Raw genomic sequence first — 23,438 nt, 5'->3', positions numbered from 1 at the left:
ACTCTATTTCGGCACGCGCTTGTACCCGCAACTCTTATTGCGGCAATCGAGTTGCCGGAGCAGAGGCGTTCCCAAATGGAGTTTGGGAACGAGGGCAACGAGGGCAAATAAGTAAAAAAAGCTCCGTGCGGCCACGAGACGGAATCTTTTGTTAAGACGGCTGCGCCTTAGGAAGCCTGCCGCCTAAAAAGCAGCCCGCGCACATCGGGAGTTTCATGCTCCCGGTGCGTTGCTTTTTCCCTTCCCCGGGGCCTCCAGGAAAAATTTTCTTCGTGCCTTCGGGCCTTCCTGTGAGAAATTCCCCATTGATGCACCCGAACCTCGCCCTGCGTAATCCGCTTTCCCGATGGGATGACCACCCGTTCATCGTGATCTGGGAAGTCACCCGGTCTTGTGTGTTGGCGTGCCGCCATTGCCGGGCCGAGGCGCAGCCCCAGCGCGACCCGCGCGAGCTAACGACCGAGGAGGGCAAGCATTTCATCGACCAGGTGGCCCGCGCCACGCCCGGCTACTTCATCCTGACCGGCGGCGACCCGATGATGCGCCCGGATATTCTGGAGCTGGTCTCCTACGCCCGCTCGAAAGGGCTGGAAGTGGCCCTCAGCCCGAGCGCCACGCCCCGGTTCTTGAAAGCCGATCTCCAGGGGCTCCGCGACGCAGGGCTGCACCGGCTCTCGCTGAGCATCGACGGGGCCAGCCGCGAGACGCACGACGCCTTCCGGGGCGTCCCGGGAACGTGGGACTGGACGCAAAAGGCGATGGAGGCATGTCGCGCCCATGGGCTCGATTTCCAGATCAATACGACCCTCACCCGCCAGAACCTGGACCAATTCGATCAATTTGTCGCGCTGATGGACGAGATCCGCCCCGCGATGTGGAACCTCTTCCTGCTCGTGCCCACGGGCCGGGGCAAGAACGCCGATTTGCTCGACGGCCCGGAGCTGGAGGCTCTGTTTAACCGGCTCTGGGAGCTTTCGCGCCGCGTGTCGTACAAAATCAAGACCACCGAGGGACAGCATTACCGCCGCGTGGCCTGGCAGCGCTGGCGTGCGGAACAATCCGGCCCGCCCCCGATGCTCGGCAACACCAACGACGGCAAGGGGTTCGTCTTTGTCTCCCACGTGGGGGACATCTGCCCGAGCGGCTTCCTGCCGATGGTGGCCGGGAACGTGCGCGGCGAGGATCTGCTGACCGTCTACCGCGAGTCGCCGCTGCTCCAGTCGCTGCGCGATCCCGACCAACTCAAGGGCAAATGCGGCAAGTGCGAATGGAACCGGATTTGCGGCGGCTCACGGGCGCGTTCTTACGCGATGACGGGCAACCTGCTCGCCTCCGAACCGCTCTGCGTCTACCAACCCCACTCCAGCCCGCTGGAGCCGCCCGGCGAAGTGGCCCACCCGGGGGCGATCTTGCAACAGCCGGAGCTGAGCGTCTGCCCGGCGGGCGTGGCCGATGTCCCGGAAATCCTGGCGGTGCAAAAGCTCGCTTTCCAGGAGGAAGCCGACCGCTACGGCAAGGGCGTGCTGCCGATGCACGAAACCGAGGCCGAGTGCCTGGAGTCGATGGCGCACAACATCGTCCTGAAGGGAACCATCAACAGCAGGCTGGTCGCCTCGGTTCGCGGCGAGGAGGATCACGAGGGCGTCTGCTACGTGGGCCGCCTGAGCGTTATTCCGGAACACCAAAACCGAGGCCACGGCCGCGCCATGATGCAAGCGCTGCACGCGGCGTTCCCCAAATGTAAGGCGTTCGAGCTTTTCACCGGCTCGCAAAGCGCCAGAAACCTGCACCTTTACCAATCACTCGGCTACGTCCAGACGGGCACCGAGCTTTCTCCCGACGGCGTGACAGTCGTGACGCTGCGCCGCGAAAACAACCACCGCCAATGATCAACTTCACCCGCCTCCTCTGCGACGTCGCCCAACCCGCCGACGGCCTCCGTTACGGCATGGGCCACGGCGCGCCCACCAGCGCCGCCGAACGCCGCCCCATCGTCGTCTGGAACATCACCCGGCGCTGTAACTTGAAGTGCGTCCACTGTTACTCGGACTCCGACGCCCGCGACTACCCCGGCGAGCTGACCTGGGAGCAATCCAAAGCCGTGGTCGATGACCTGGCCCGCTTCGGCGTTCCCGCGCTGCTCCTTTCCGGCGGCGAACCGCTCATCCACCCCCGCTTTTTCGACCTCTCGAAATACGCCACCGAACGCGGCCTGCGGCTCACCATTTCCACCAACGGCACCCTCATCACGCCCGAAATCGCCGTCCGACTGCGCGAAATCGGCTACTCCTACGTCGGCATTTCCTTGGACGGCATCGGCGAAACGCACGACCAATTCCGGGGCAAGCCGGGGGCATTCGCCAAGGCGGTCGCGGCCTTCAAATACTGCAAAGAAGCCGGGCAAAAAGCGGGCCTGCGCCTAACCCTGACGCGCCACACCGTCACCGACATCGACCGCATTCTGGACTTCATCGAAGCCGAGGACATCCGGCGCGTCTGCTTCTACCACCTGGTCTACAGCGGCCGCGGCGTGAACCTCTCGCTACTGGAGCCGGGGGAGATCCGCACCGCGCTGGACAAAATCATGGACCGCGTGGAAACCTGGCACGCCGCCGGGCTCGACCGCGAGGTCCTCACCGTCGACCAACCCGCCGACGGCCCCTACCTCCTCGCCCGCCTGGCCCGGGACCCGGCTCGGCACGCCCTCGCGCTCAAATTGATCCAGTGGAACGGCGGCGGCAACAACAGCAGCGGCATCGGCATCGGCAACATCGACACCCAGGGGAACGTCCATCCCGATCAATTCTGGCAGGATCACACCTTGGGCAACGTCAAAGAGCAGCCGTTTTCAGAAATCTGGAGCCGCACCGACGACGCCATCTTGAACGGCCTGCGCACCCGGCCCCGGCCCGTCGGCGGGCGGTGTGCCACCTGCCGCCACCTGGACATCTGCGGCGGCGGCTTCCGCGTCCGGGCATGGCAGCGCTACGGCAACCCATGGCACGAAGACCCCGGCTGCTACCTCAGCGACGAAGAAATCGCCCAGTAAAAAAAAGAGGAAACGCAGTTTCCAGACGGGATGCAAGGGGCAAGCCCCTTGCCGGGGACTGGGGCAGAGCCCCGGAATCCAAACCCATCCGCAAGGCGGGCGCAAAAAAACCCCTCTTGCGCAGCCGCGCCCCCTCGCCCCCCGCCTTGCACACAATGGAGAGCGAAGCGACTCCGCCAAGCGCCCTGGCGCTTATCCCCAAGAGGCCCAACCTCCCGCCCCACCCCTAGCAAACGTCATTTCCCGGCAAAATTCCCCCCGCGAAGCCGCGCTTGATTGAGGGGCGTTTCCTCTCTATGCTTAGCAACCTTTTCCCTATGACCACGCCGACCAACCCATCCTCAACTTCCGAAACTCCCCTCCTCACCGGCGCGGAGATTCTGGTAAAATGTTTGGAACGCGAGGGCGTGGACACCATTTTCGCCTATCCGGGCGGTGCCAGCATGCCCGTCCACCAAGCCCTCACCCGCAGCAAGCAAATCCGGACCATCCTCCCGCGCCACGAACAAGGCGGAGCCTTCGCCGCCGAGGGCTACGCGCGCGTCACCGGCCGCGCGGGCGTCGTCATGGCCACCTCGGGCCCCGGGGCGACGAACCTGATCACCGGCATCGCCGACGCCTATCTCGACTCCGTCCCCCTGATCGCCATCACCGGCCAGGTCGCCAGCCCGTTAATCGGCAAAGGCGCCTTCCAGGAAACCGACATGTTCGGCATGTCCCTGCCCGTGGTGAAGCATAACTACCTCATCCTCGACACCGCGGATATCCCGCGCGTCATCAAAGAAGCCTTCTACATCGCCCAGAGCGGCCGCCCGGGCCCGGTCTTGATCGACCTGCCCAAGAACATCCAGGAGGCCAAGGCCCCGCTGGTATTCCCGGAATCGATCGACCTGCCCGGCTACAAACCCTTCCCCAAAGCCGACGAGGAGTCCCTCCAGGCAATGCTCGACCTCATCGCCGGAGCCAAACAGCCCGCCATCTACTGCGGCGGCGGCATCATCTCCGGCAACGCGTCCGAGGAGCTGCTGGAATTCGCCGAACGCACCGGCATCCCCGTCGCCACCACGCTCATGGGCGTCGGCGGCTTCCCGGAGAACCACCCCCTGGCCCTCAAATGGCTCGGCATGCACGGCACCGTCTACGCCAACAACGCCGTCAACGAAGCCGACGTCGTCCTAGCCATCAGCGTCCGCTTCGACGACCGCGTCACCAGCAAAGTCGAGCGCTTCTGCGAACGCTCCACCATCGTCCACCTCGACATCGACGCCTCCGAGATCAACAAAAACAAGCCCGTGCACCTGGCCATCCAGAGCGACGTCAAGTACGCCCTGACCCGGCTCAACTGCCTCTTGGAAGAGCGCGGCGTCACCCGCAAAGCCGCCCCGGCCACCTACCCGGCCTGGTACGCCAAGATCGACATGTGGAAACAGCAGTTCCCGCTGACCTACCGCAACACCGAGCGGGCCATCATGCAGCAGCACGTCGTCGAGCTCCTCTGCGAGATGACCAACGGCGAAGCGATCATCACCACCGGCGTCGGCCAGCACCAGATGTGGACCGGCCAGTTCTACCATTTCCGCAAACCGCGCACCTTCCTGACCTCCGCGGGCCTCGGCACCATGGGCTTCGGCTACCCCGCCGCCATCGGCGCGAAAGTCGCCCGGCCCGACCTCGAAGTCATCGACATCGACGGCGACGGCTCCTTTTTGATGAACATCCAGGAGCTCGCCATGGCGCACATCGAGCGCATCGCGGCCAAGGCCATCATCCTCAACAACCAGCACCTCGGCATGGTCGTGCAGTGGGAAGACCTGAAATACGGCAGCAACCGCGCCCACACCTACCTGGGCGACCCCTCCCACAAAGAGCAGATCTACCCCGACTACGTCGCCATCTGCGCCGGTTTCGGCGTCAAGTGCGAGCGGGTCGTGCGCAAAGCCGACCTCAAGCCCGCCATCGCCCGGATGCTGGAGGCCAAGGAACCGTACATCCTGGACGTCCTGGTCCCCTACACCGAGCACGTCCTGCCAATGATCCCCGGCGGAATGAGCTACAAAGACGTCATCACCAACCCCGTGAACTCCAAACTCAAGGCCGAGGACGGAGCCAAGCTCCCCACCGCACTGTAAAACCCCAAGCCACTCTTTGAGGTTTACATTCGCGCCAAACCCGCTTCTCTTTTCAGCCTCCTTTAACCAAACCCATGGATCTCATCTCCAACCTCCGCTCGCTCCTGCACCTTAAACCGAAGGAACTCATCGTTCCCGGCGACATTCCCGCCACGCTGACCAACTGCGGCGGAGGCGTCGCGGGGGCAGAGCAATTCCCGGGGGTCATGGATTACTTCGCCCGAGAGCTGATCCGCATTTTCCCAGAGCAGTTGGAAGAAGGCAAAGTGGACTGCATGGTAGCCGCCTCCTGCCCGGAGAGCATGGTCCTCACCGCCCACCTCGCCCACCTCACCGGGTCCCGGTTCGCCTCGATCCAGGTGCTCGAAGGCGTACCGAAGCTGACCCGCCACTACCTCGTGCCGAAGGAAAAAGTGGTGCTCGTCATCGACGAGTGCAAAAACTTCATCCCGCTCAACGAAGCCATGGCCGCGCTCTCCACACACAAGGTGCAGGTAGTCGCCGTGGCCTGCGTGGTGAACTCCACGGGCCGCACGGAATTCTCCTTCCTGGAGCGGGTGCCGATCCTCTCCCTCTACCACGGGACCCTCGCCTCCTCCCGGGCCCACTAAGCGCCCCCAAGCTTTTCCCCCGCAGCCTTATGGCCTCGAAACGCTCGCTGCCGGATTACGCGCTGGTATTCGCGTTCGCCCTCGTGGTGCATCTGCTGGTGCTGACGCGGTTCGCGGGGTCGCCCCTCTTCCCCCCCTTCATGGGGGAGCCGAAATTTTACGCCGACTGGGCGGAGCAGATCGCCGCCGGGCATTGGGCCGACCAGCAGGCCTTCCCCGGGATGCCCGGGTACGCTTACCCGCTGGCCGGGCTGTTTTCCCTCGGGGCCAACTACTACGCGGCAGGGCTGCTGCAAATCCTGTGTGAAGCCGCGATCGCCGCGCTGATCTTCCAAATGGCCGCCTGGCTCTACCCGGGCGCGAGGGGCCGCTGGGCGGGGATCCTTGCCGCCGTCGGCTGGACATTCTTCCAACCGGCGCAGGCCTTCTCCCTCGTCCTGACGCCCGCCATCTGGGGCGTGCTGGCCTTCTGGGGGCTCTTTTTCTGGAGCATGAAGACCGAGAGCGTCTCGCGCTGGAAGCCCTGGCTCGGCATCGGCGCGTTCGCGGGACTCGTCGCCACGGCGGTTCCGGCAGTGCTCGCTATTCTACCGCTTTCGCTGGCCGCCGCCGCTCGCCGCCTGCGCGCACCCGCCGCCATCGCCGCCGCAGCCGCCAGCCTCGGGCTCGGGGCGCTCCTGGGAACGGCCCCGTGCTGGGTCTACAACCGCGTCATTGCCAAAGAGCCCGTCTGGTTTTCCGCGCAATCGGGCTTGAACGCCTGGATCGGCCACCGCCCGCAAGCCAACGGCTACCCCGAGCTGCCGCCTGAATTCAAACGCGCCGAGAGGGCCGCGATCCTGAAAGAATCAGTCCGTATTGCCCAGGAGGCGACGGGTCGCACACTAACCCGGGGCCAAGCCTCGCAATTCTGGGCGGACAAAGCCACGGCCTTTCTGCGGGAACACCCGGGGCAGCGGATCGTCATCGCGCTGGTCAAGATGCGCAACTTCTGGAACGCCGCCCGCCATGACGACCTGGGCGTGCTCCAGCCCTTTACCGAGCAGCGCATCGTCACCCCAGGCCTCGGATTCGGGATCGTCGCCCTCTTCGCCCTCGCGGCGCTCCCTTTCTCCTGGCGGCGCTGGCCCGCTTCGCGCTGGGTGCTCGGGGCCGTCCTGTTGCAAATGCTGGCCCTCGTGACGGTGTATGTGACCGAGAGCGGCCGCCTCCTGGCCGTGCCCGGGCTGGTGCTGCTGGCCAGCGGAACCGTCGTGGGTCTGGCGCAAACACTGGCCTCCGGCGAGGTCCGGCAGGCTTGGAAATACGCCGCAGCCCTCCTTGCCGCCACAGTTTTGGTTTTTGCCACCAGCAACCAGACCAAGAGCTGGCAGGAAATCTACCAGGAAGGCCAGGCCGCTCTGCAAGGAGGCGACCTCAACGGCGCCTACAGCAAACTGGATCAGGCTTGGAGAACGCGTCCCGGCGTCGCAGATCCGCTCAATGCCCTAGGCGTTTTCTATCAAATAGGAGACAAAAAGGACCTCTCCCTGGCGGCTTTCACCGATGCCCTCAAGATCGATCCGGACTACTCCGAAGCCCTCGTCAACCTGGGCAAACTGGAATTAGCCGAAGGCAACACGGCCTCCGCCAAAGCCCGGGGCGAAGCCGCCCTAAAACTGGAGCCCTACAACACGGCGGCAAAGGAGTTCCTGAAAACCTGCCTGGAGAAGTCACAATAACCCCATGCCCGAGGAACCGCGCATTCTCTCCGTCTCCGAAGTAACCCAGCAGGTTCGCGGCCTGATTGAGGGAGGGATCGGCGACGTCTGGGTGGAGGGGGAGATCAGCAACCTGCGCAAACAGGCCTCGGGGCACCAATACTTTACCCTGAAGGACGAGCGCTCGCAGCTCTCGTGCGTCTTGTTTTTCCGGCCAGGGCTGCGCCACGCCTCCATCCCGCTCTCCGAGGGGATGCTGGTCCACGCCCGGGGGCAGATGACCGTTTACGAAGCGCGCGGGCAATACCAGCTCAACGTCCGGCTGATCCAGGCGGCGGGAGCGGGCCTGCTGGCGGCGAAGTTCGAGGCGCTCAAACGCAAGCTCGCCGCCGAGGGGCTCTTCGATACCGCCCACAAGCGGTCGATCCCGAAATTCCCCAAGGCCGTCGGCATCGTGACCTCCCCCACCGGAGCGGCCATCGCCGACATGCTCAACATTCTCCACCGGCGCGCGCCGTGGATTCAGATTTTGATCCACCCCGTGCGCGTGCAGGGGGCCGGAGCGGGCGCGGAGATCACCGCGGCGGTCGAGGAATTCAACCGCGGGGAACTCCCCCCGGTGGACGCGCTCATCGTAGCTCGCGGCGGCGGCAGCGCGGAGGATTTGTGGGAATTCAACGACGAGGCGCTTGCCCGGGCGATCTACGCCTCGGCCCTGCCGGTCATCAGCGCCGTGGGGCACGAGATCGACTTCACCATTGCCGACTTCGTGGCCGATCTGCGCGCGCCGACGCCCAGCGCCGCCGCCGAGCTGCTGGCTCCGGACGGCGCCACGCTACTGCGCCATTTTGGCCAGCTCCAGGCCTCTCTGGAGCGCTGCCTGCGCGACGAACTGCGCGACGGGGCCCGCCGCCTGGAGCTCCTGCGCGGCAGCCCGCTTTTCCGCGAGCCGCAGACCCGCCTCCGCGAGTGGATGCAGGAAAATGACGATTTTGCCGAACGCCTGGCCCGTCTGGCCGCCGAACGCCTTGCAGGCGAACACCGCCGCGTCGAGGTCCTCGGCTCGGCCCTGCGCGAACACCGGCCCGACCAGGGGATACGCCTCCGTCAGGGGCAGCTCGAAGCCCTGAGCGAACGCCTCCAGCGCGGTTGCTCCGGGGCGTTGGAGAACTTCGCCCACCGGCTGGAAAAAGGGCGCGACCTGCTCCGCGTGCTCGGGCCGCAATCCACGCTGGCCCGGGGCTACAGCATCACGCGGACGGCCTCGGGCGAAATCGTGCGTGGTGTGGCCCAGGCTCCCGCAGGAACGGAGCTGATGACGCAACTGGCCGACGGAACCCTCCGCTCGAAAGTCGAGGAGGACCCGGCATGAGCTTCGAAACCACGCTCCCTTTCCTTGGCGGCGCTCCGCTGGGGATCTTTGGCGCGGGGCATCTGGGCCGGGCTTTCGCTCGGGCGCTTTTGGCATCCGGGTTTCCCTCGGATCAGTTGGCCATCTGCCATCGGGGCTCCCCAGAGACCACCCAAGCCCTCGCCGCCGACGGACTTTCCGCCCAGGTGGCCAGCCGCGAAACCGTCACGGACCGTTCGCGCATTCTCTTTTACCTCGTTCGCCCGCAGAGTTACCTCGCGCTGGGCGACCAGGAACCGCCCAAGGAAAGCCTGCGGGTTTCTTTTCTGGCCGGGATTCCTCTCGCCAAGCTGCCGGGAGCCGCCAGCGGAGCCCAATGGGTTCGCGTGATGCCCAGCTCCCCGGACACGATCCTCGGCCGGAACGGCATTGCGGCGATCTACCCGGCGCATCCCGTGGTTGCCGAGATCCTTTCCACCCTGAAGCTGCGGCTCATTCCGCTGGCGAGGGAGGAGGATTTTCACGCCTTTACCGCTCTCGGGCCTTGCCTTCCCCTGGCGCTCACGCTGTGGGAGAGCCTCGGGAAACCGATCGACGAGCCGGAACTGGCCGCACTGGGCAAACGCCATGGGCTGCCGGATTATGGTGCGGTGATCACATGGGCCCAGGAGGTCCGTCCCCGTGATTTTTCCGATGCAGACCAGGAGACCTATCTGCGCCAAGCCGCAACGCCGGGCGGCATCACCGAGGCGATTTTCAACGCGATTCGCGCGGGAGTTTCGCTCCCGGACGCCCTGAAAAAGGGCATCGAACGCAACCGCGCGCTGGCCCAATCCTGATCCTCGGGAACCGCCCCGCCGCCTGGGGCAATCAAACGCTCTATCCGGCAAAAAAGCCGGCTTCCCAACACAGAAAACCCCAGGTCAGCCGCGGCCACCCTGGGGTTTTCTAAAAACTGCAAACTGCCGGTTAAATTACGGCTGCCAGCTCTTCAAGATGCGGAGGTAGTTTCCGCGCTCGAAAGCGGTAGCGTCCGGGCAGTGCTTGAGGTTCATCGTGCCGGTCATCTGGGCAAGCGAGTCGTACTCGTGCTCTTCGAGCCACTTGGTCAGGTCGGTCAGCACGGTGCCGAGGTAATCCGCCCCGTTCTGCAACAGCGCGGAAACCAGCTGCACGCCGTTCGCCCCGGCCATGATGGCGCGGATGGCGTCGGCTGCGGTATGGACCCCGCCGGTGACGCCGTAGGAGATCCCTTCGATCTGGGCGCTCAGAACGGCCAGCCACCGGAGGCGCAGGCGCAGTTCGGCGGAGGTCGAGAGTTCCAGCACGGAGTCCGTATCGAGGTCCTCGATGTTGATGTTCGGCTGATAGAAGCGGTTGAAAACGATGACGCCGTTGGCGCCCGCGTTCTTCAGTTCGCTAACGAAGTTCGGCAGCGAGGAGAAGAAGGGCGAAAGCTTCACCGCGATGGGAAGGGTGACTTCCTTGCGGATCGCTTTCACCAGGTCCAGCGCGCGCGCTTCCACGTCGGCTCCGGTCTTGGTGGGGTCGGAGGGCAGATCGTAGTAGTTAAGCTCCAGGGCGTCGGCTCCGGCTTCCTGAATCAGCTTGGCGTAGCTGGTCCAGCCACCGGGGGTGATGCCATTGAGGGAGGCGATCACGGGGACGCTGACGGTTTCTTTGATTTTGCCGACGAGCGAGAGGTATTCCTCGCAGGTCTCCTCGAAGTCTTCCTCGTTCGGGAAGAACGTGGTGGCTTCGGCGAAGCTTTCGGTGTGGCTCTCGACGTCCCGCTCGACGGCGAGACGTTCGAGGTTGATCTGCTCCTCAAAAAGCGAGTGCATGACAATCGCCCCCGCACCGGCGTCTTCGAGGCGCCGGATGGTGGCGAGGTCGTCCGCCAGAGGGGACGCACCGGGCATGAGCGGGTTTTTGAGCTTTAGGCCAAGGTAATCAGTTTCAAGATTCATGGAGTATATCTCCTTCTAGTGTTCTTTTAAGTTCGTCCTTGCGGTTTCTGATTACTTGCCTTCGGCGAGCTTTTGGAGCACGGCGAGGCGTTTCTCAACGAGGTCCTGCGCATAGGCTTCGAATCCGGCCACGTTTTCGGGCTTGGTGCGGAAACGAAGTTCGTTGCGGAGGTACTCGCCGACCTTGGCTTTCGGCGCGGCGCTGTCGATCTGAAGCGCGGGCAGCCCTTCGGCGGTGCGGCGTGGGTCAAAGCGGTAGAGCGGCCAAATACCGGTGTCGACGGCCAGGCGTTGCTGATCCAGGCCGCGGCTGAGCGCGTAACCGTGGGCAATGCAGTGGCTGTAGGCGATGATGAGCGAAGGTCCGGCGTAGCTTTCGGCTTCCTCGAAGACCTTGACGGTCTGGGCATCCTTGGCTCCGAAGGCGACGCGGCCGACGTAGATGTTGCCATAGCTGATGGCCATCATGCCGATGTCTTTCTTCGGGCTGTGCTTACCGGCGACGGCGAACTTGGCCGTGGCGCCGAACGGGGTCGACTTGGAGGCCTGGCCGCCGGTGTTGGAGTAGACCTCGGTGTCGAGGATGAGGATGTTAACGTCAGCCCCCGAGGCGAGGACGTGATCCACGCCGCCGTAGCCGATGTCGTAACCCCAGCCGTCGCCACCCAGGATCCAGGTGCTCTTGCGCACGAGGTAATCGGCGACGTCTTCGAGTCGGCGGGCGTCGAGGCCCTCGATTCCGGCGATCTTGGCCTTGAGGGCCGCCACGCGCTCGCGCTGGGCGGCGATGGAGGCTTCGTCACGGGCGTTGCCGTTGAGGAGGTCGGTGACGAGCGTATCGCCGATCTGCGGGGCCAGCTTGGTGATGAGCTGACGGGCGATGTCCTGCTGCTTGTCGATGGCCCAGCGGAAGCCAAGGCCGTATTCGGCGTTGTCTTCGAAGAGCGAGTTCGACCAAGCCGGGCCGCGGCCGTTGGCGTCGGTGGTGTAAGGCGTGGTGGGCAGGTTGCCGCCGTAGATGGAGGAGCAGCCCGTGGCGTTGGCGACGACCAGGCGGTCGCCGAAGAGCTGGGTCAGCAGCTTGATATAAGGCGTCTCACCGCACCCGGTGCATGCGCCGGAGTATTCGAAGAGCGGCTCTGCGAACTGGCTCGTCTTGACGTCGGCCTTGATTTCGGTGCGGCTCGGCAGCGGGAGGGTGTTAAGGAAGTAGTCGTACTGGGCGATTTCCTTCTCGCGCTCGGGGATGAACTCCATGGTCAGCGCCTTGTGGCTCGGGTCGGCCTTGGACTTGGCCGGGCAGACCTGGGAGCAGAGGGTGCAGCCGGTGCAATCCTCGGGAGCGACCTGGATGGTAAAGCTCTGGCCTTCCACACCGCGGAATTTGACCGATTTGAAGCCTTCCGGGGCGCTTTCGAGCAGGCTCGAATCGTAGTGTTTGGAGCGGATGGCAGCGTGCGGGCAAACAAAGGCGCACTTGTTGCACTGGATGCAGATGGAGGAATCCCACACCGGCAGGCGGTCGGCGATGTTGCGTTTTTCCCACTTGGTGGTGCCCACGGGCCAGGTGCCGTCCGGCAGGAAGGCGCTGCTCGGGAGCAGGTCGCCCTTGCCGTCCATGATGGTGGCGGTGACGGTCTTGACGAAGTCGGGCGCGGCGTCCGGAACGGTCGGCGGGCGGTGGTGGCCGTTAAGTTTGTCCTTGGGAACCGAAACTTCAAAGAGGCCGCCCAGGGCCTGGTCTACGGCGATGAAGTTCTTCTGCACGACGTCCTCGCCTTTGCGGCCGTAGGTCTTGCGGATGGATTTCTTGATCTGCTCGATGGCTTCCTCGCGCGGCAGGATGCCGGAGATGGCGAAGAAGCAGGTCTGCATGATGGTGTTGGTGCGCCCGCCGGTACCAGCGGCGCGGGCGACGGCGGAGGCGTCGATGACGTAGAACTTGAGTTCCTTGGCCACGATCTGCTTCTGGACTTCCAGCGGCAGGTGATCCCAAATGGTCTCCGCGGAGTGCGGGGTGTTCAGGAGGAAGGTGCCCTTCGGGGCGGCGTAGGCCAGGACGTCGAATTTCTCGACGAAGGTCGCCTGGTGGCAGGCCACGAACTGGGCGCTCTTGATGAGGTAGTGGGCCGCGATCGGGCGCGGGCCGAAGCGCAGGTGGGAGATCGTCATGGCACCGGACTTCTTCGAGTCATAAACGAAGTAGCCTTGCGCGAAGTTGGGCGTCTCGCCGCCGATGATCTTGATGGAGTTCTTGTTAGCACCCACGGTGCCGTCAGCGCCGAGGCCGAAGAAGACGGCGCGGTGAACGTCGGGGGCTTCGAGGTCGAAGGTGTGGTCCCATTCGAGCGAGGAATGGGTGAGGTCTTCGTAGATGCCGATGGTGAAGTGGTTCTTCGGCTGTTCCTTGGTGAGTTCGTCGAAGACGGCCTTGGCCATAGCCGGGTCGAATTCTTTGGAACCGAGGCCGTAGCGGCCACCGATGACGATGGGCTCGACTTCAAAGTTGCTGATGCCCCGGGAGCGGGCTTCGACGAGCGCGGTGACGACGTCGAGGTAGAGCGGTTCGCCAAGGCTGCCGGGTTCCTTGGTGCGGTCGAGGACGGCGATGCTCTTGACGGTGGCGGGGATGGCCTTGACGAAGGCGGCAACGTCGAAGGGACGGTAGAGACGGACTTTGAGGACGCCGACTTTCTGGCCTTGTTCGTTGAGCCAGTGGGCGGTCTCTTCGGCGGTTTCAGCGCCGGAGCCGATGGCGACGACGAGGCGGTCGGCCTCGGGGTGCCCGGAGTATTCGTAAATGTGATACTGGCGGCCGGTGAGCGCCGCGAATTTGTCGAAGAGCGCCTGCACTTTGGCGGGAACGGCGTCGTAGAATGGGTTGCAAGCTTCGCGGGCCTGGAAGTAAACGTCGGGATTCTGAGCGGTGCCGCGAATGGTGGGACGATCGGGGGTGAGCGAGCGGGAGCGGAAGGCGTGAATGGCTTCCTCGTCGATCATGGCGCGAAGAACGTCGTCTTCGAGCGGATGGAATTTGGCGACTTCGTGGGACGTGCGGAAGCCGTCGAAGAAATGCATGAAGGGAACGCGCGTTTCAAAGGTGGCCGCGTGGGCGACGAGCGCGATGTCCTGGGCTTCCTGGACGGAGTTGGAAGCGATCATGGCGAAACCGGTCTGGCGGCAGGCCATGACGTCGGAGTGATCGCCGAAAATGGAAAGGGCGTGCGTGGCAAGGGCGCGCGCGGTGACGTGGAAACAGTAGGGAAGGAGCTCGCCCGCGATCTTGTACATGTTCGGGATCATCAAGAGCAATCCCTGCGAGGCGGTAAACGTAGTGGTGAGGGCTCCCTGGTTCAGCATTCCGTGTACGGCTCCCGCCGCACCGGCTTCAGATTGCATTTCAACGAGGCTCGGAACGGCGCCCCAGAGGTTCGGACGCGCTTTGGCCGACCACTCATCGCACGATTCCGCCATGGGGGAGGAAGGGGTGATGGGGTAGATGGCGATGGTTTCACTCAGCCGGTAGGCCACGGAGGCCACGGCTTCATTGGCGTCGAGGGTTGATACTTTCTGGGATCGTACCGAGGAACTCGGCTCTAGATTAACGCTCATTTTCTTACTCAAGCGCAAACGGGCCCGTAAAGCTAGTCCTCAAATTGGCATTCACTCCCCCTGCTTTGCTTTGGCCAGCTCGGGCCGGAAGGAGGCGGACGGGAGGGAGGGCGTGCCGTTACGACGCAAAAACGGCGCCGCTTTTCGTGGCGCCGTTTTCTCGAAGCGAATCTGCCCAAGGCGGTTATGGCCGGCCTTACCAGGTGAAGACCCCGGCCTGCGGGATGTAAATCTGGTCCCCTGGCAGGACTTTGACGTCCAGGGAGGGGTCTTTGGAAAATTTGGTGGTGTCGTAGACGCTGACTTTCCCGCCGCGCACGAGTTTGACGTGTTTGCGGTCGGCAAAATCGCTGAACCCGCCCGCCCCGGCGATGGCCGCCATGATGTTGAGGTCGGGGGTGTACTGCAGGCGACCGCTGGACTTGACTTCGCCGGTCACGTTTACCAAGCGCATGTTGCTCTGGACGCCCACGGTCACGACCGGATGGGTGAAGATTTTCTCTGAAACCAGGCGCGATTCGATGGCCTTCTGGGCGGTGGAGGAGTCCATTCCAGATACTTTGACCTTGCCGATATAGGCGATGTTGAGCATGCCGTCTTCGTCGATGGTCTGCGAGGCGCTCACGACGCTGATTTCATCGCCGGGAATGCCCGAGACGCGAATATCGACGGTGTCGCCCGCGCGAAGCGTGGCCTGCTGGGCCTGGGCCGCGGCGCTGCTGAACGCGAGGCAGAGGCCGAGGAAAAGGGAGGCGAAAAAGGGAACTTTCATCTCTATATATAGTCTCCGGTTTAGTAATCGCCAGGCTTTTGAGGTACTGGGGCGGCTGCGGTTTCGGCTGGCTTTTTGGCCGGTTTGCGTTTCCGCCGCTCGGCATCGGGGGTGTAGTAGTCGTAGTACTGTGTGTAGTACTGGTAGCCCGAGTCGTGCTTGGTTTCAACGTTGTTGAGGACGATGCCGAGCAGGTGGCCGCCGACGTTCTCGACGGCGGATTTGACGCGCTGGAGCATGGCCCGCGGGAACCGGCGGTACTGAACGACCATGATGGCCATGTCTACTTCGCTGGCGAGCACGGAGGCGTCGCTGACGCCCAGGATAGGCGGGGAATCGAAAAAGATCAGGTCGTAGCGGGTGCGCAGCACGCTGATCAGGTCGATCATGGCCTGCGAGTTCAAGATGCCAATGGCGTCATCGGGCAGGTTGCCGCTGGGCAAAAACGAGAGGTTCGGGACGCCGGTTTTGAGGATGCACTGGTCGATCGAGCGCGCGCCGGTGAGGACGTCGGTGAGGCCGACTTCGTAGTCGACATCAAAGAAGGTGTGCTGCGAGGGACGGCGTAAGTCGGCGTCGACGATGAGGACGTTGTACCCGCCCTTGGCGCAGGTGACGGCGAGGTTGTTGAGCGTGGTCGATTTGCCTTCGCCCGGGCCGCCGGAAACGATGGTCAGGGTCTTGGCGTTCGGGTTCTTGCTGTTGAATTCGACGTTGGTGCGCAGGATGCGGTAGGCCTCGGCGTCGGGGGCGTCGTTTTGCAGTTTGATTAACGAGCTGATGTTCTTCGGGATTACCGCCAGGACGGGCAGGCCGAGGTAGCGCTCGACGTCGTCGAGGGTTTTGACGCTGGTGTCGAGGTATTCGATAAAGAAGGCCAGGACGACGCCGAAGAAGAGGCCGATGAAGATGGCCACGCCCATGATCATGAGGACGTCGGGCTTGGAGGGGTAGATGGCCGGTTCCGCTTTTTCCCAGATGTTCGCGGGAATGACGGTCATTTTCAGCTGGACGCTCTGGGTGGAGAGGCGGGTCTCGGACTGCTCCAGCACGCGCTTGGCTTTGATGTAATCGCTCTTGACGTTGATGTAGTCCTGGCTCTGGTTGGCCGTTTCGTTAAGGCTCTTTTTGTTGGCGTCCATCTTCTCCCGCAGCGAGGCGAGGTTCGCTTCGTTGACGTTCAGGCGGATGGTAAGGGAGGCGCGGACGGCCGCGACGGCGTCGGTCAGCTGTTTGGAGAAAACGGCTTTCTGCGCGCGCAGCGATTTGAGGCGGGGATGGTTCTCTCCCAGGCCGCCATTGAGCAACCGGGCTTCTTCGGACGAGGCGTCCTGGTAGAGGGGGAGGACTTTGGAGATGGTGGGGTCCTGAAGGTTCAAGGAGGTGAGCGCGGTCATCAGCTCTTCTTCTTTGAGCTTCGAGATCTGCTCGATCTGCGCTTTCATCTCGGCACTCCGGGTTTTGGTGTCGTTGAACTGCTTTTCGTCGTCGGAGAGCACCTGCTGGGTGGTGGTCTGCGTGTCGATGGACTCGGGGTTGGGATCAACGATGCCTTGCTTGGCGCGGATGCGCGCCATTTCGGCCTGGGCGGCTTCGACGGCTTTGCGCTGGGTGGCCACTTCCTCGCGCAATTGTGCGAGGGCGGCATCGCGAATTTGCATCTGGTCGTCCTGGCGCACTTTTCGGTAGACGACGGAAATCATGTTGGCGATGTTGGCCGCTTCAACGCGGTCGCCGGAGTAGACGCCGATTTCAATCAAATCCGTGTTGCGGACGGTGTCGAGCTTGAGCATGCCGCGGAGCAGGCGGCTGTAGACTTCCTCCTTGGGCAGGATGTTGCCGCCTTCCTGGGAGCTCCAGGTTTCGACCAGCTTCAGCTCGTTGATGACCGGGTAGAGGATTTCCTTGCTCTGGATGATCCGGAACTGGGTGGCTTGGAGGTTCGGGTCGCGATAGGGCTGGTAGGGGGTTCCGTTGTCGAAGACCTGGAACTGGTTGTTGTCCGCCTTCACTTCCATGATGACATGGGAGTAGTACTGCCGGGGCAGGAAGAAGCAGGTGACGCCAGCCGTGACCAGGACGAGCAGGAAGGTGATCACCAGGATCGCCCAGCGAACTCGGATAACTCGCCAATAGTCTAGAAAATGAAGGCTAACTTCGCTGCTGTCGTTCATATCAGGGATGGTGTGGAAAACGGAAACGTCCGGGACTGGAAAGCGCCCGGGAGGCATTGGGCTCCGGGCGCTTTAAAATGGGGTTCGCTAAGCTAAAGTCTAGTCACGAACCAAGAAATCTTTCACCTCAATACTGGTAGGAGGCTCCGATGGAGTAGACGTTCTTGGAGTATTGGACGTAATCAGAGGGTGAGTTCTTTTCGATGCGGTTGTAGTTGGCGAAAACGCTCAGGTCTTTAGTAACAGCATAACTCGCGCCCACCGTCCCGATAATCGAGAAATACGAGTTACTCACGGTGACGTCGTTGTCTCCCTGCAAGGCGTCCGCGTTCTCGACATTGATGCTCAAGTTGGCGCGAAGCCGGGAGGTGACCGACTGGTTCAGGGTGATGCCGGTGCGGAAGCTCTTGGAAGCGCCCGTGCTGCTGTTGGAGTCGTTGTAGCCGTAGCGAAGATTCCACCCCAGGAGCGTGGTCCGGGTCAGGATGTAGTTGGCTGTGGTTTCAACGTAAGGGGAGGTATTGGAGGTCCCGCCGTCGTTGACGCGGGTCTGCGAACCGAGCCGGATGGCGCTGGAAAGGCGACGGCTCAGGGTGAAGTCGGCACCAACCAAGGCGTAGTAGGTTTGCGAATCCGAGCCGGAGTGATCGTAGGTATCCTGGCCGACGCGACCTTCGAGAATGGCGGTCACGTTGCGCGACCAGCTGTAGCGGACCGATTCGCCGATGATCTGGTTGATGTGGTTGGAATCTTGATAATCCGAATCGGTGTAGTAAGTCCCGTAGGCGACGTAGGTCGTATCGAGGGAGATGCGGGGCGTCCAGCGGTAGAGCAAGTCGACTTTCATGTTGCCCGTCAGATACGGTTTGCCGTTGGAGTCCGTCAGGCCGTTCAGGGAGTTATAGGAGCTCTGGGTCTGGTAGACGGCACCCAACTGCACTGACAGCTGGGTTCTCGGAGAAAGCCGGTAGGCGTAGATCGTGTCCAACCCGAATACAGGGGTTAGTTTATCGCCGTCGCGGTCCCAGACATACTGTGCGCCAGCGTTGGCATCCAAGGAAAGGCCCGTGCGGCCCTGGGAGAGAAGGAGGCTGACGCCTTCGGAAAGGTTCGTCATCATGCTCCCCTTAATGGGGTTCAACCCGGAAGCGCCGCTGCTGCTATAGATGTTGTCATCGTAGCTTTGCTGGACGGTGGTATTGAACTGAACCGCGGGGCGGTCAAAGTGCCCCTGGCCAGGGGTGAAGTTTAACGGAGCGTTGCCGTAACCGCCCGGTATGGAGAAGCCTTCGGAGATATCCGCAGTTTCTTCCGGTGTGGAGGTTAAAATATTAGCCTGGGTGGTTCCGCTGGCAGCGGCCCCGGATGAACCGCCGCCGCTGGTGGTACCAGTAGCAACAGGACCAGAGGCATCCTGAGCGATAGCGTAAGTGGCGCCAAGAATCAACGCGAGAAAGGCGGGGGTTCTTTTTAACATAGGAGTAAAAAAGGGGCTAAGATGAACCAAACAGAGCTTCAATACTGGACCCGTGAGCCATAATCAAACTATTCTTTGGTTTTTATCAGGTTTTCACATGTTCTTAACCAAAGGCCGATAAAGGCCAAATGGGCCTCAGTGGCTGGAAGATGAATAAGTTCTCGCCGTTTTCCGATCCCCTCCTTATATTGCGCCCCCATGACCGAGACCCTCTCTCTCCTGAGTGCGGCAGTTCGCGACGTACACGACTTCCCAAAACCTGGCATCCTGTTCAAGGATATCACGCCTATTCTCTCTGACGGGCATTTATTTCGGCTGGCGGTGGATTGTTTTGTGGATGCCAATGCCGGGAAAAAAATCGACAAGATTGTGGGCATCGACGCCCGGGGGTTCCTTTTCGGAGCCGCGGCGGCCTACCGCATGGGGGTCGGATTTATTCCAATCCGGAAGAAAGGCAAGCTCCCCTTCGAAACCGAAGCGGTGACCTACTCGCTGGAATATGGGCAATCCGTGGTCGAAATGCACGTGGACGCCATCCGCCCCGGCGAGCAAGTGGTCTTGATCGACGACCTGCTGGCGACCGGCGGCACCGCGGCGGCCGCGGCCTGCCTGATCGCCAAGCTTGGCGGAACGTTGCTGGAAGCCCAGTTCCTGATTGAGCTGGAATTTCTGGCGGGCCGTAAAGCCCTGGGTCCGGTTCCGACCCGCTCGTTTTTGAAATATTAGTGAGATCTCCCTTCACCGGCTCTCCCTCTTACCCAATCCCCCCAAACCATTTCGGTCCCTTTTTTTTAAAGAGATCCCAGGATGCCATCCACGATCGGCCAACTGATTCACAACACCCGCGAATGGTTGCTTGAAAAGCAGGGGCTTCGCGCCAAGCTGCTTTGCTGCCTGCTGGGCAGCACGATCGCCATCGTCTGCCTCTCGATGCTCCTGACGCTGGCCTTCCGGTACATCGTCCCGGACGCGGGCGGGCGAAATTTCTGGGTCTACCTGCGGCTCGCCGGTTACTGGGTCAGCGGCATCCTGGCCATCGGCGCCTTGATCGCCTCCACTTGGTACACGCTGCACACCTTCCAGGAACAGCTGGCCCTTGCCGAGGAATCCGAGGAGCGCACCCGGTTCATCATTGAGGCGTGCCCGGATGTGATCCTGATGGTGGACAGCCAGGGGATCATCGAGAGCTGCAACCAGGCGGCGGAGATGGTCTTTGGCTACCCCCGCAGCCAGTTGATCGGCGAAAAAATCACCAAGCTCGTCCCGCAGCGCCATTTTCTGCTCGATGTGGCCGCCATGGGGCGCGAGGCCTTCATGGCCTTTGCCGAACGGCGCAATGCAGTGCGCTTCCCGGTGGAGATCGCCGTCTCGGAGGCACAATACGAGGGCAAACGGCGGTTCGTCATCCTCATCCACGACGCCTCGGAGCGGCGCTACTCGGATGAGAACGTCCACCATATTTCGCTCTCGGTCTCCTCGACCACCGGCGTGGAGTACGTGCGCACGCTGGTCCAGCAGCTTTCGCTGGCGCTCCAGAACGACTACGCCTTTATCGTTGAAAAAGACCTCCGGCCCGAAGCGGAATTCTGTTCGCTCACCCTCGCCGAGCAGGGCCGCCTTCGGAGCAAGACCAACTACGGCCTGACCGGAACCGTCTTCGCCGAGGCGCTTAAAACCGGCGGCTTCACCTCCATCCCACAGGGCGTGCGCGCCCAGTACCCGGGGGATAACCTCCTGGCGACTCTCAAGGCCGAGGCCTTCATCGCCACGCCGCTCATCGACCAGAAGGAACGCGTGGTCGGCCTGATCGGCATCATCGGCTGCATGCCCGCCACGCAGATCGGCATCGCGCGCCAGACGCTCCAAATCTTCGCAGCCCGCGCCGCCGCCGAGATCGAGCGCAAACAGGAGGTCGAGGGCCTGGCCTCCGAGAAGGACAAGCTGGAGGGGGACGTCTCGGCCATCCGCGACACGGCGGAAAAGGACCGGGAACGTTTCGAGGACGAGATCGCCGCCGAGCAGGAGCTGCTGGCCGTCACGCTGCGCTCCATCCGCGAGGGCTGCATTACCACCGACAACGACGGCCACATCGTCACCGTCAACCCGGTGGCCGAGCGCCTGACGGGCTGGACAGAACGGGAGGCGGCCGATAAGCCGCTCAACGAAGTCCTTAAACTAACCACCATCCGGGGCAGCCGCCCGCTCGACACGCTCCGGCTATCCGAAAAAGCGCTGCAAACCGAGCCGCAATCGATGGTCGTGGCCCGCGACGGCATCCAGCGTTGCGTGGAGCTGAGCGCCGCGCCGATCCGCACGCGCAAGGATCTGAAACTGGGCACCGTCCTGGTCCTGCGCGATGTGACGGAACGCCAGTTCCTGGAAGAAGAGCGCCACAAGGCGGAAAAGCTGGAGTCCATCGGCATCGCCGCCGGGGGCATCGCGCATGACTTCAACAACCTCCTCACCGCCGTCATTGGCAATCTCTCGCTTTCGCTCATGGGCGACCCCCAGGGGACGGTGAAGGACCGCATCGAGGCCTCCAAGAACGCCGCCTTGCGCGCCCAGGATCTCGCCCGGCAGCTACTGACCTTTGCCAAAGGCGGCGCACCGATCAAACGCACGGCCTCCCTGCGGCAGCTCGTTCTCGACACCATCGGGTTCTCCCTCTCCGGCACGAATATCCGTTCGGACTTCACGCTGCCGGACGACCTCTGGCCCGCCGACATCGACGCAGGGCAGATCAGCCAGGTCATCAGCAACCTGGCCGTCAACGCAGTGCAGGTCATGGAGCGGGGCGGCACGCTCTACGTGAGCGGCACCAATGTCGTCGTGGATATTCACAACGCCCCGCCGACACTGGAGCCCGGGCGGTATATCAAAATCTCCGTCCGCGACGAGGGCCCCGGCATCCCCGAGGAGATCCAGAAGAAGATTTTCGACCCCTACTTCACCACCAAACCGACCGGCAATGGCCTTGGGCTGGCCACGTCGTATTCCATCGTCAAAAACCACGACGGCTTCATCGGCGTGGAATCGCAACCCGGGCGCGGGGCCACCTTCAACGTTTACCTGCCCGCCTCGGAGAAGGAAGTCGAGCCGGAGGTCAAAAAGCCCAAGCAGATCCTTCGGCGCAACGGGCGCATCCTGGTACTGGACGACGAAGAGGTCATCTGCGAGCTGATCTCCTACACGCTTAACTCCGTGGGCTACTCGGTAACGCCCTCCTACGACGCCGAGACCACCCTGCGGCTCTACAAGGAAGCCATGGAGGCGGGGAAACCGTTTGACCTGGTCATCATGGACCTCACGATTCCCGGCGGCATGGGTGGGCGGGAAGCCATCCAGGAACTGCGCAAAATCGACCCGAACGTCAAAGCCGTCGTCTCCAGCGGCTACGCCATGGACCCGATCATGACCCAGTGCCGCGACTACGGCTTCTGCGGATCGATCCCGAAACCGTTCGACCTCAACCAGCTCGAAGCCTCGGTACAGGAAGCGATGTCCTCGTAGTTTTCTGCGGGCGGCTCAACAACACACCGGGAGAATCAGACTCCCGGTGCGCGGTCGTGTTTTGGGGGCGGGCTTATCAGGGCGGAAGCATCTTTGCAGAAATAAAAGTGCCTTTGCAATAAAAAAAGCCCGATATACCGGGCCTTGATTTCAAAAAAATAAGCCACACTCCGAGGGTGCCTGTTCCCAAACAGTTTGGTAAAAATCTAGCGCGCCTACGGGTTGAGCTTTGTTTGACACAGCTCCAACTGGCCACAGAGGCAGAGATCAGCCGCTCTTATTTACAAGACCTCGAAAAAGGACAGTTTCAGCCAACGCTTTCTGTAATCCTTCGCTTGAAGAAGGCGCTGAGATGCTCTTGGGAGAAACTAATGGAGGGTGTGGAGGAGGAGTAGCGCGGCTTCCGCCCCGTGCCTCGCCCTATTTCCGCTCCGCCTGCGCTTGGTAGTAGGCCTGGCGCTTGAGGATGGCCTCGACGTAAGCCTGAGTGCTGGGGAAGTCGATCCGCGAACGCAGGTCAGCAGCGGTCGTGGCCTCGCCAAGCTTGGTCTCGGCCACCCACCGGTCCACGCGCCGCCCCCCGGCGTTGTATTCCGCTAAAGCAAACGGCACCGGGTCATCCTTGGCCCCCCAGCGAATCAGCTTCTGTTTGAGGTACCAAGACCCGATCTCCAAATTCGTCCGAGGTGAAAAAAGGTCCGTAGGCTGGAAGGTCTCGACCTTATGCCAGCGTGCCCAATCCCGCGCGGCGGCTTCGCTCACCTGCATGAGCCCGCGTTCGCCGCTGGCACCGGTTTTGTGGGGATGAAACTGGCTCTCGCGCCAGACCAGCGCCTTCAAAAGCAGCGGATCAACCCCGTTTTTAGCCGCCGCATCGGCGATCATCGCGTCATAGCTCTCGAAACGCCCGAAACTAAGCCAGTCCGTCACACTATAAAGCGGGTCATCCGAACGCACCAGCGCCACCCCCACCGCCACGCCAACGGCGAAGAGGGCCAAAAGGATCAGTTTGAGAACGAGACGGAGCATTCGCGGAATTTTAGAGGGCTGTAAGGTGAACCAATGTAAAGCGTGTGGAAAAAA

General features: G+C 62.5%; 16 protein-coding genes. 10 read left to right on the top strand and 6 right to left on the bottom strand.

Annotation, left to right across the window (positions count from 1 at the left end):
* Positions 1-290 precede the first annotated feature (290 nt).
* From B2828_RS15495 to B2828_RS15465, 7 genes are all read left to right on the top strand, one after another.
* The gene (locus tag B2828_RS15495; RefSeq protein WP_479634677.1) at positions 291-1,889 is read left to right on the top strand and encodes a GNAT family N-acetyltransferase; all 1,599 of its coding nucleotides are present in this window, start codon (positions 291-293) and stop codon (positions 1,887-1,889) included.
* On the top strand, positions 1,886-3,049 hold the full coding sequence (locus B2828_RS15490) for a radical SAM protein (RefSeq protein WP_479634676.1): 1,164 nt from the start codon (positions 1,886-1,888) through the stop codon (positions 3,047-3,049). Before B2828_RS15495 ends, B2828_RS15490 begins: the two co-directional genes overlap by 4 nt.
* Positions 3,050-3,345: 296 nt before the next feature.
* The gene (gene ilvB, locus B2828_RS15485) at positions 3,346-5,178 is read left to right on the top strand and encodes a biosynthetic-type acetolactate synthase large subunit (protein ID WP_479634675.1); all 1,833 of its coding nucleotides are present in this window, start codon (positions 3,346-3,348) and stop codon (positions 5,176-5,178) included.
* A gap of 74 nt (positions 5,179-5,252) precedes the next feature.
* Entirely contained in the window at positions 5,253-5,789 is a 537-nt protein-coding gene (locus B2828_RS15480; RefSeq protein WP_479634674.1) for a hypothetical protein, read from the top strand.
* Positions 5,790-5,818: 29 nt separating this feature from the next.
* Positions 5,819-7,510 (top strand): hypothetical protein, encoded by a 1,692-nt coding sequence (locus B2828_RS15475; protein ID WP_479634673.1) that lies wholly within the window; start codon positions 5,819-5,821, stop codon positions 7,508-7,510.
* A 4-nt stretch (positions 7,511-7,514) separates the two neighbouring features.
* On the top strand, positions 7,515-8,861 hold the full coding sequence (gene xseA / locus B2828_RS15470; RefSeq protein WP_479634672.1) for an exodeoxyribonuclease VII large subunit: 1,347 nt from the start codon (positions 7,515-7,517) through the stop codon (positions 8,859-8,861).
* Positions 8,858-9,679, top strand: a complete 822-nt coding sequence (locus B2828_RS15465) for a pyrroline-5-carboxylate reductase family protein (RefSeq protein WP_479634671.1) — start codon at positions 8,858-8,860, stop codon at positions 9,677-9,679. The genes xseA and B2828_RS15465 overlap by 4 nt, the downstream gene beginning before the upstream one ends.
* A 135-nt stretch (positions 9,680-9,814) precedes the next feature.
* On the opposite strand, the gene B2828_RS15460 is transcribed toward B2828_RS15465, so the two are convergent.
* The 5 genes from B2828_RS15460 to B2828_RS15440 form a co-directional block, all read right to left on the bottom strand.
* Positions 9,815-10,810 (bottom strand): dihydroorotate dehydrogenase-like protein, encoded by a 996-nt coding sequence (locus tag B2828_RS15460; protein ID WP_479634670.1) that lies wholly within the window; start codon positions 10,808-10,810, stop codon positions 9,815-9,817.
* A gap of 51 nt (positions 10,811-10,861) precedes the next feature.
* Positions 10,862-14,422 (bottom strand): pyruvate:ferredoxin (flavodoxin) oxidoreductase, encoded by a 3,561-nt coding sequence (gene nifJ, locus B2828_RS15455; RefSeq protein ID WP_479634669.1) that lies wholly within the window; start codon positions 14,420-14,422, stop codon positions 10,862-10,864.
* Positions 14,423-14,618: 196 nt separating this feature from the next.
* The gene (locus B2828_RS15450; RefSeq protein ID WP_479634668.1) at positions 14,619-15,194 is read right to left on the bottom strand and encodes a polysaccharide biosynthesis/export family protein; all 576 of its coding nucleotides are present in this window, start codon (positions 15,192-15,194) and stop codon (positions 14,619-14,621) included.
* Positions 15,195-15,214: 20 nt separating this feature from the next.
* Complete coding sequence (locus B2828_RS15445; protein ID WP_479634667.1) at positions 15,215-17,368, bottom strand: GumC family protein; 2,154 nt, start codon at positions 17,366-17,368, stop codon at positions 15,215-15,217.
* 127 nt (positions 17,369-17,495) lie between these two features.
* Positions 17,496-18,845: a hypothetical protein gene (locus B2828_RS15440; protein WP_479634666.1), complete on the bottom strand. Its 1,350-nt coding sequence runs from the start codon at positions 18,843-18,845 to the stop codon at positions 17,496-17,498.
* Between the two features lie 198 nt (positions 18,846-19,043).
* Between B2828_RS15440 and B2828_RS15435 the strand changes: the two genes are divergently transcribed.
* From B2828_RS15435 to B2828_RS15425, 3 genes are all read left to right on the top strand, one after another.
* Positions 19,044-19,571 carry an adenine phosphoribosyltransferase gene (locus B2828_RS15435; RefSeq protein WP_479634665.1) on the top strand — a complete coding sequence of 176 codons (528 nt, stop codon included), beginning with the start codon at positions 19,044-19,046 and terminating at the stop codon, positions 19,569-19,571.
* Positions 19,572-19,652: 81 nt separating this feature from the next.
* Positions 19,653-22,355, top strand: a complete 2,703-nt coding sequence (locus tag B2828_RS15430) for a hybrid sensor histidine kinase/response regulator (RefSeq protein ID WP_479634664.1) — start codon at positions 19,653-19,655, stop codon at positions 22,353-22,355.
* 176 nt (positions 22,356-22,531) lie between these two features.
* Positions 22,532-22,750, top strand: coding sequence for a helix-turn-helix domain-containing protein (locus B2828_RS15425; protein WP_479634663.1), 219 nt, complete (start codon positions 22,532-22,534; stop codon positions 22,748-22,750).
* 25 nt (positions 22,751-22,775) lie between these two features.
* Here the strand turns inward: B2828_RS15425 and B2828_RS15420 are convergent, their stop codons facing one another.
* Complete coding sequence (locus B2828_RS15420; protein WP_479634662.1) at positions 22,776-23,384, bottom strand: transglycosylase SLT domain-containing protein; 609 nt, start codon at positions 23,382-23,384, stop codon at positions 22,776-22,778.
* Between the last annotated feature and the right edge of the window lie 54 nt (positions 23,385-23,438).

Source organism: Spartobacteria bacterium UBA695 (assembly GCA_002298145.1).
Classification (GTDB): Bacteria; Verrucomicrobiota; Verrucomicrobiia; order Chthoniobacterales; family Chthoniobacteraceae; genus UBA695.
This window is presented reverse-complemented; position numbering and strand designations above follow the sequence as displayed.